This window comes from Dietzia sp. Cai40 (genome assembly GCF_014145165.1).
GTDB lineage: Bacteria > Actinomycetota > Actinomycetes > Mycobacteriales > Mycobacteriaceae > Dietzia > Dietzia natronolimnaea.
Genome location: NZ_JAALEB010000257.1, coordinates 1 through 7,142, shown reverse-complemented (window position 1 = coordinate 7,142; position 7,142 = coordinate 1). Strand labels below are relative to the sequence as shown.

Below are 7,142 nucleotides of genomic sequence, written 5' to 3'. Positions count from 1 at the left end.
CCGTGGCCGCCGAGGCCACCTCCGCGGTCGGGGACGCCACCGACGGCGACGGGCCGACGACCGGCGAGCAGCCGGCCCCGGACGGGGACGGCGGCGACGACCGGTCTCCCGAGGAGCAGTTCCTCAGCGAGATCAGGACCGTCGGCGTGGACGCCGAGGACGAACAGGGTTATCTCACCCGGGGGCGCGACGCCTGTGCGTCACTCGACGGCGACATGGGCTACGTCGACGTGGTCCGGCAGTACAACGACGCCCACGCCGATGCGCCGGTGACCGAGGCCCCGGTGGTGGTGGCGGCCGCGGTCAGGGCGTTCTGTCCCCAGCACCTGCCGCAGGTCGGCCAGGACGAGGGCGGAAACCAGGGCGGCTGAAGCCGAGAGGGGCCCGTCTCACAAGCCCTCCCTGTCCAACGCCTCCGCGGTGAGCCGACGGCCGAGTTCGATCATCTCCTCCGCGCGGTGGAAATCGAAGGCCGAACACGAGTCGGACGGCACCTCCACGAGGACGTCGGGGCGGTTCCCCGCCATCCGGTAGCCGGTGAGGATGCTCTGCATGGCCTCGATCGACTGGGAGACCACGTCGAAGATCCGCAGCGTGCCCGGGAGGGACTCGAGGCTCCGATCGTCCGCCTGGGCGTCGGCCCGGACCTCGCGTTCGCCCTCCTCGACCGCCTCCTCGACCTCCGGTGACGGCTGCGCCGACCCTCTCGGGGTGGCGTCGTCCCCGGTCCGGGAATCGCCCCCGGCGCCCCGCCCGGTCGGGTCGATCCCGGGTGCGTCCAGCCCGGCGGTGTCAGGACCGGCGGTGTCCGGACCGGCCGCGTCCGCCCCGGAGGTGTCCTGACCGAGGCGGGCCGCGACCAGTCTGACCAGGTCCGCGTCCCGCACGTCCGCCGCCGCCGTCCGGATGCGTCCGGAGAGCCTGGCGGTGGTCGCGGTGACGGTGCCACCCTTCTTGGACATCTTCGGATCGGCCACGGCCGAGGGCTCATCGGGGTCCGAGCTCTCCTGGAAGGTGGACCCGCGGATCCCCGCCCGACGCCCGGTCAGCGACACGGCCAGGACCAGATCGCTCTCCACGGAGGCGAGTGGCTCGAGCGGGACCGGGTTCGTCACGCCGCCGTCGATCATCAGGCGCCCGCCCACGATCGCCGGGGTGACGATGCTCGGGATCGCGAACGACGCACGGACGGCGATATCGGCCGGGCCCCGGGTGAACCACACCTCGCGCCGCGCCCGCAGGTCGGTGGCCACCGCGGTGTAGGGGATCGCCAGATCCTCGATCCGCACGTCATCGAGCATCTCGCCGATCACGCCCATGATCTTGTTGGCGCGGATCGCTCCCCCGCCGGCGAAGGACACGTCGAGCAGCCGCAGGACGTCCCGCTGTGCCAGACCCCGCACCCATTCCTCGAAACGGTCCAACTCGCCGGCCGCGAGCAGCGACCCCACGACCGCCCCCATCGACGCCCCGGACACCCCGACCACCTCGTGCCCGCGCGACTCGAGCTCGCGTATCGCCCCGATGTGCGCGTATCCGCGCGCCCCACCGGAACCCAGTGCCAACGCGACCTTCATCCGATCCCCCTCCGTCGTCCTCACTCGTGCCCGGTGCCCACACACCGGGGCCGTCCCCTCAGCGGATTCGCCTCCAGTGTGCACCGGCGCGGCCCGCGCCATCCCGGCACCGGGCCGACCGTGTCGTAGGCGCGGTCTACCTTCACCATCGTATCGAGCACCTGTTCGATACCCACGATCACCGAACACACAACAGGAGTTCCCGTGTCCCACACCGTCATCCGGTTCCGCCCCGTCGCCGCCATTGACCCCGACATGGCGCGCGTCGCCGCCGACATCGACCGGTTCGGCCTGCACCTGGTCCACGTGGGCGAGGGCTGCGCCTGCGAGGACTGCGAGTCCGCCCCACTGCCACCCGACCAACGGTTCGGATACACGGTCGGGCTCACCGATCGCGGACACCCGGAACTCCTGGCCCGCGGCCTGGGCGCCCGGGAGACGGCCGCGTTGCTCACCCGGTGGGGCGGGTCCGTCCTGGACGGCCGGGTTCTCGACGCCGGCCACCTGCTGTGCGAGGGCCCCGACGGACCGACGTGGGAGCTCGTACCGGTCCGGCGCCCCTCCAGGACTCTGCGGTGGGCGGGTCGCTACTACCGCACCACCGGTACCGGCGGCCTCACCGCACTCGAGCTGGTCCCCGCCGGGCGGCCCTGCCCGTGCGACGGGTGCTGCTGAGACCACCGCACCGGTGGGGCCGTCGTAGGGTCTACTCATGCCCCGCCATCGGCTCGTCCTGGACGCCCGTTCGCCCTCGATCATCGTCCCGCTCACGGGTCGGGATCTCACGGAGCTCGCCGAGCAGATCGGTGCGCTACGCAGCGCCGACTCCGAGTTCCGGAGCACTACCGTGAGAGGGACCCCTCCGGCCGGGGTCTCACCGGACACGGACCGACTGGTCGACGTGGTCGAATGGCGTGTCGACCTCTACGGACCCTTCACCGCCGGGGCCGGGAGTGATCCGGACCCGGCGGTGCAGGCCCTGGAGCAGATCTCGGCTCTGTTACCGGGACTGCCGGTCCTGGCCACGTTCCGCACCAGGTCCGAGGGCGGGGGTGCGGAGATCTCACCGGAGGCCTATGTCGCGCTCGTCGAGGCACTCGCCTCGACGGGCATGGCGGCCGCGTTGGACGTGGAGTACCGGCACCCGCACGCAGAGGACGCGATCACCGCCGCCCGCCGACACCGCACCCCGGTGGTGGCGTCCAACCACGACTTCGACGCGACCCCGCCCGCCGAGGAGATCGTGGCGCGGCTCACGGCCATGGAGGACGCGGGGGCGGACGTGGCCAAGATCGCCGTGACGCCGCGATCCGCGGCCGATGTGGTGACGCTGCTGTCCGCCACCGAGGAGCGATACCGGGCCGCTCGCATCCCGCTGATCACCATGTCGATGGGTGGCCTGGGGGCGGTCACGCGGCTCGGCGGTGGCCCGTTCGGCTCCTCGGCCACCTTCGCCACGGTGGGCGCGGCCTCGGCGCCCGGACAACTCCCGGCCGAGGGGGTCCGCCACGCACTGGATCTGCTCAGCGGCGGGTCCGCCCCTCGGGGGTGATCACGTCCGCGGGCTGGTGGCCCCTCCGCGCGAGGGTCACCAACTCCCCCGCCGGGCCGGTCAGCTGACGCGGCGGCCGCCACACCGCGCGCAGGTCCCGTCGCAGGTCCAGCCCGTCGATCTCGATGATCTTCAGTGCGCCCGAGGCCACCTGGTCGGCCACGGCGAGCGAGCTCATCCCCGCCGGGCCCACCCCGTCCAGGACGCTGGTGCGGATGGCGGCCGCACTGGCGAGTTCGAGCAGTGGAGCGGGGCGCTCGTACTCGTGGAGTGCGCGGTCCAGGGTCGTCCGGGTGCCGGACCCCGGTTCCCTCACCACCAACCGTGTGGCCGCGAGCTCGGAGATGGTCACCGGGGTGCGGCGCCGGGCCCACGGATGGGTCGGCGCCGCCACCACCACGAGCCGGTCGCGCGCAACGGTACTGGTGTGCAGACCGCTGGGAACCGTCGGGGACTCGACGAACCCGACGTCACAGGTGCCGTCCAGAACGAGTTCGGCGACCCTGACGGAATTGTGGACCTGCAGGTGGATGTTCACCTCCGGCAGCACGCCCCTCAGTGCCCCCAGCCAGCGCGGCATGAGGTGTTCTGCCACGGTCATGCTCGACCCCACCGTCAGCGTGGCGGACCGCTCGGACTGCAGGCTCTGCGCCACCTCCAGTAACTGGGTCGTCTCGGCGAGGACCCTCCGCGCCCAGTGGGCGAGCACCGTCCCGTGCGGGGTCAACGTGGCGCCCCGCGGGTGCCGACGCAGCAACGGAGTGCCGAACCGCCGCTCGAGATCCTTGATCGCCCTGCTCGCGTTGGGCTGCGCCATCCCGACCCTCCGGGCCGCCGCGCTCAGGCTCCCCTGGTCGTCGACGCCGATCAGCAGCTCCAGGACGGCCAGGTCGGGCCACCTCCGTGTCATGCAGACAGCATATGGCTCCGCTTCGGGCCATGCCTGTGAGATATGGACGGATACCGGACTGCCGGCTACCGGACGGGCCCGTCCGCGTCCATCCTGGAGACGTGACCACCCCCCTGACCGCCCGGCGACGCGAGCACGGCCACGCAGCGGTGTCGCGGGCCTCGGACTCGGCGACGTCCGGACTGACCAGCGTGCGGGTCAGGGCACGAACGCTCGCCCCGGGCACCGCGTTGACGCTCGCCGGAACAGCGGCGGCGCTGGGGGTCGGCCACCTGGTCCCCACCCTCAACCCGATGCTCGTGGCGATCGTGCTGGGTGCCGCACTCGGCAACACCGTGCGCCTGCCGGCCCGTGCCACCGCGGGCCTGGCGTTCTCCTCGCGCACCCTGCTGCGGGTCGGCATCGCCCTGCTGGGTCTGCAGCTCCTGCTCGGGGACATCACCGCGCTGGGGTGGCAGGTCGTCGCGCTCGTCGTCGTCATCGTGGTCCTGGGAATCGCCGGCACCATGGCGCTGGGGGGCGCGCTGGGTCTCGGCTGGACGCAGCGCCTGCTCATCGCCTGCGGGTTCTCGATCTGCGGCGCAGCGGCGGTGGCGGCCGTGGACAGCGTGTCGGACACCGACGAGGAGGAGGTCCTCACGGCGATCACCCTCGTCGTCATCTTCGGCACCCTGATGATCGTCGCGGTCCCGGTTCTGTCGGGGGCACTGGGCCTGTCGGACACCGCGGCGGGCATGTGGGCCGGCGGATCGATCCACGAGGTCGCCCAGGTGATCGCGGCAGGCGGGGCGATCGGCGGCGGCGCCCTGGCGGTCGCCACCGTCGTCAAGCTGGCCCGGGTCCTGCTGTTGGCCCCCGTGGTCACCGTGATCAGCCTCCACCGGCGACGGACGACCGGTACCGACGCCCGGGGGACCCGGCCGCCGCTGGTCCCCGGGTTCGTCGTCGCGTTCCTCGCCCTGGTCCTCCTGCGCTCGTCCGGGCTCGTCCCCGACCCGGTCGTCGACGCCGCCTCGCTTGCGCAGACCGTCCTGCTCACCTGCGCCATGTTCGCCCTGGGGATCGGTGTGCGGGTGGCCGCGATGCGCAGGGTCGGCGCACGCCCGGTCATCCTGGCCGCCGCCTCGACGGTGTGGGTCGCGGGCCTCGCGTTGGCCGGTGTCCTGCTCCTCACCCCGGCGCTCGGCGGTTGACGGCCGCGACCCGGGAGGTACCGTCGACCGGACTGACGGGCTCGGGCGAGGAGGCCGGAATGCGGATCGTCATCATCGGCGCGAGCGGGAACGTCGGCACCGCGCTGCTCCGTCGTCTGCGCGAGACGCGCTCCGGCGACCGACTGGTCGGGCTCGTGCGTCGGCCACCGGATCCCGTCGGCGAGTACCGCGGAGTCGCCTGACACGCGCTGGACGTCTCCGGTCCGGACGCGGTCGGCGAACTCGGTCGACACTTCGTCGAGGCGGACGCCGTCGTCAACCTGGCCTGGGGTTTCCAACCCACCCGCAACATCGGCTACCTCGAGAGCGTCGGGGTCGGCGGGACCGCCGCGGTGCTCGGGGCCGCACAGTCGGCCGGGGTGGGCCTCCTGGTCCACATGTCCTCCGTGGGGACGTACGCGCCGGGCCGCCACGGTGAGCACGTCGACGAGACCTGGGCGAGGACCGGGGTGCCGAGCTCGGCGTACAGCCGACACAAGGCCGCGGCGGAGACGCTCATCGACGACCACGAGAGTCTCCTCGGGGCCGATGCCGTGCCCGTCGCCCGGATGCGCCCGGGCTTCATCGTCCAACGAGCGGCGGCGAGCGGACTGACCCGGTACGGACTGCCCGCCTATCTGCCGGCGCGTCTCGCGCCGCGGGTCCCGCTGCTGCCGCTCGACAGGGGCCTGTGCCTGCCCCTCGTCCATGCCGACGACGTCGCCGACGCCGTCGTGCGAGTGATCGAGCAGGGCGCCACCGGCCCGTTCAACCTCGCGGCCGAACAACCGCTGACCAGGGACGATCTCGCAGAGGTGCTCGGGGCCCGGGCGGTCCACATCCCCCTGCCGCTCCTCGGGGCCCTCGTCGGTCTGACGTGGCGGGCGCGCCTGCAGCCGGTGGACCGCGGATGGCTGGACCTGGCGTTCGCCGTGCCCCTGCAGGACTGCGCCCGGGCCCGCGACGAGCTCGGATGGGCACCGGCCTGGGCGCCGACAGAGGCCATGGCCGACCTGCTCGACGGCATCGCGCACCTCGCCCACACCGGGAGTGCACCACTGCGTCGCAGATCCGTGCCCGACCTGGTGCGCCGCGATCTGACCGACGGACTGATCTCCTCCCGCCGGTTCTCCTGACCGGATCCCATCCCCGAGGGCTCGGGGCGGATGATCAGCCGTGCCGCCGCAGGACCTCGTCCCGCAACCCCGTGGTGGCCACGTCGGCGATGTGCTTCTGCGCCTTCTTGACCACCGCACCCGGCAGCTTGATCTTGAGATCCACCTCGAGGTCGAAGACGACCTCGGTGGTGCCGTCGCCGTTGTCCGTGAGCACGTAGCGGGCGTTCTGGACCTTCTGGGAACCGCTCTCGACCAGGGACCAGCTCACCTCGCCGTCGTACCACTCGTAGCGCACGACCATCTCGTCGGTGACGCCGTACTGGGACACCCGCTCCCACACGACGATCGGCCACCCCTCGTCGTCGGCCTCCCTGACCTCGACCGCACGGTGGGCGCTCGACCAGTCGACGAGGGACTCGACGTCGGCCAGGACCTCCATGATCTCGGGGACGCCGGTCTCGATCTTCACAACGGACTGCACTGACACTGCCATGGCGGGAAAGCTACCCGCGCGGGCCCGCCCCGGGAGGAAGATCGGGACATGAGTACCGGATCGGCGGGCCCACACGCCGGGGAGCATCGGAAGGTCGTGCTGCTCCGCGGGATCAACGTCGGAAAGAGCAACCGGATCGCGATGCCCGACCTGGTCGCGTGCACGGAGGCCGCGGGCGGGACGTCGGTCACCACGGTGTTGGCCACCGGCAACGTGCTCGTCACCGATCCCCGACCGGTGACCGGACTGCGCGCGGCGCTCGAGTCCGCGTATGCGGAGAGGTTCGGCTACACGGCGGT

At 72.4% G+C, this 7,142-nt stretch carries 10 protein-coding genes; 7 read left to right on the top strand and 3 right to left on the bottom strand.

Annotated features, from left to right (window positions below):
• On the top strand, positions 1–371 hold a 371-nt coding region (locus tag G6022_RS10420; protein ID WP_182641480.1), incomplete at its 5' end, for a DUF732 domain-containing protein.
• Between the two features lie 18 nt (positions 372–389).
• On the opposite strand, the gene G6022_RS10415 is transcribed toward G6022_RS10420, so the two are convergent.
• On the bottom strand, positions 390–1,577 hold the full coding sequence (locus tag G6022_RS10415; RefSeq protein WP_182658170.1) for a patatin-like phospholipase family protein: 1,188 nt from the start codon (positions 1,575–1,577) through the stop codon (positions 390–392).
• A gap of 204 nt (positions 1,578–1,781) precedes the next feature.
• Here G6022_RS10415 and G6022_RS10410 point away from each other — a divergent pair, with 204 nt between their 5' ends.
• Both G6022_RS10410 and aroD read left to right on the top strand, forming a co-directional pair.
• Positions 1,782–2,252: a DUF4262 domain-containing protein gene (locus tag G6022_RS10410; protein WP_182640127.1), complete on the top strand. Its 471-nt coding sequence runs from the start codon at positions 1,782–1,784 to the stop codon at positions 2,250–2,252.
• A 37-nt stretch (positions 2,253–2,289) separates the two neighbouring features.
• A complete protein-coding gene (aroD, locus tag G6022_RS10405) occupies positions 2,290–3,129 on the top strand; it encodes a type I 3-dehydroquinate dehydratase (RefSeq protein WP_182691521.1) in 840 nt (279 codons plus the stop codon).
• Here the strand turns inward: aroD and G6022_RS10400 are convergent.
• Positions 3,101–4,039 (bottom strand): LysR family transcriptional regulator, encoded by a 939-nt coding sequence (locus tag G6022_RS10400; protein WP_182691519.1) that lies wholly within the window; start codon positions 4,037–4,039, stop codon positions 3,101–3,103. The genes aroD and G6022_RS10400 overlap by 29 nt on opposite strands.
• Positions 4,040–4,230: 191 nt before the next feature.
• Between G6022_RS10400 and G6022_RS10395 the strand changes: the two genes are divergently transcribed.
• The 3 genes from G6022_RS10395 to G6022_RS10390 are packed head-to-tail and all read left to right on the top strand — an operon-like array spanning position 4,231 to position 6,368.
• Entirely contained in the window at positions 4,231–5,232 is a 1,002-nt protein-coding gene (locus G6022_RS10395; protein ID WP_347238169.1) for a putative sulfate exporter family transporter, read from the top strand.
• A 59-nt stretch (positions 5,233–5,291) separates the two neighbouring features.
• Entirely contained in the window at positions 5,292–5,435 is a 144-nt protein-coding gene (locus tag G6022_RS16885; RefSeq protein WP_241731149.1) for a hypothetical protein, read from the top strand.
• 6 nt (positions 5,436–5,441) lie between these two features.
• On the top strand, positions 5,442–6,368 hold the full coding sequence (locus tag G6022_RS10390) for an NAD-dependent epimerase/dehydratase family protein (RefSeq protein WP_241731150.1): 927 nt from the start codon (positions 5,442–5,444) through the stop codon (positions 6,366–6,368).
• Positions 6,369–6,402: 34 nt separating this feature from the next.
• Here G6022_RS10390 and G6022_RS10385 read toward each other — a convergent pair whose 3' ends face one another.
• Positions 6,403–6,843: an SRPBCC family protein gene (locus tag G6022_RS10385; protein ID WP_179523687.1), complete on the bottom strand. Its 441-nt coding sequence runs from the start codon at positions 6,841–6,843 to the stop codon at positions 6,403–6,405.
• A 48-nt stretch (positions 6,844–6,891) separates the two neighbouring features.
• On the opposite strand from G6022_RS10385, the gene G6022_RS10380 reads away from it, so the two are divergent.
• A partial coding sequence (locus tag G6022_RS10380) for a DUF1697 domain-containing protein (RefSeq protein WP_182691515.1) occupies positions 6,892–7,142 on the top strand: 251 nt, incomplete at its 3' end.

Bases quoted from the DNA above. Each gene is read 5' to 3' on its own strand.
- G6022_RS10385 (WP_179523687.1), bottom strand. From the start codon at position 6,843: ATGGCAGTGTCAGTGCAGTCCGTTGTGAAGATCGAGACCGGCGTCCCC.
- aroD (WP_182691521.1), top strand. From the start codon at position 2,290: ATGCCCCGCCATCGGCTCGTCCTGGACGCCCGTTCGCCCTCGATCATC.
- G6022_RS10400 (WP_182691519.1), bottom strand. From the start codon at position 4,039: ATGACACGGAGGTGGCCCGACCTGGCCGTCCTGGAGCTGCTGATCGGC.
- G6022_RS10415 (WP_182658170.1), bottom strand. From the start codon at position 1,577: ATGAAGGTCGCGTTGGCACTGGGTTCCGGTGGGGCGCGCGGATACGCG.
- G6022_RS16885 (WP_241731149.1), top strand. From the start codon at position 5,292: ATGCGGATCGTCATCATCGGCGCGAGCGGGAACGTCGGCACCGCGCTG.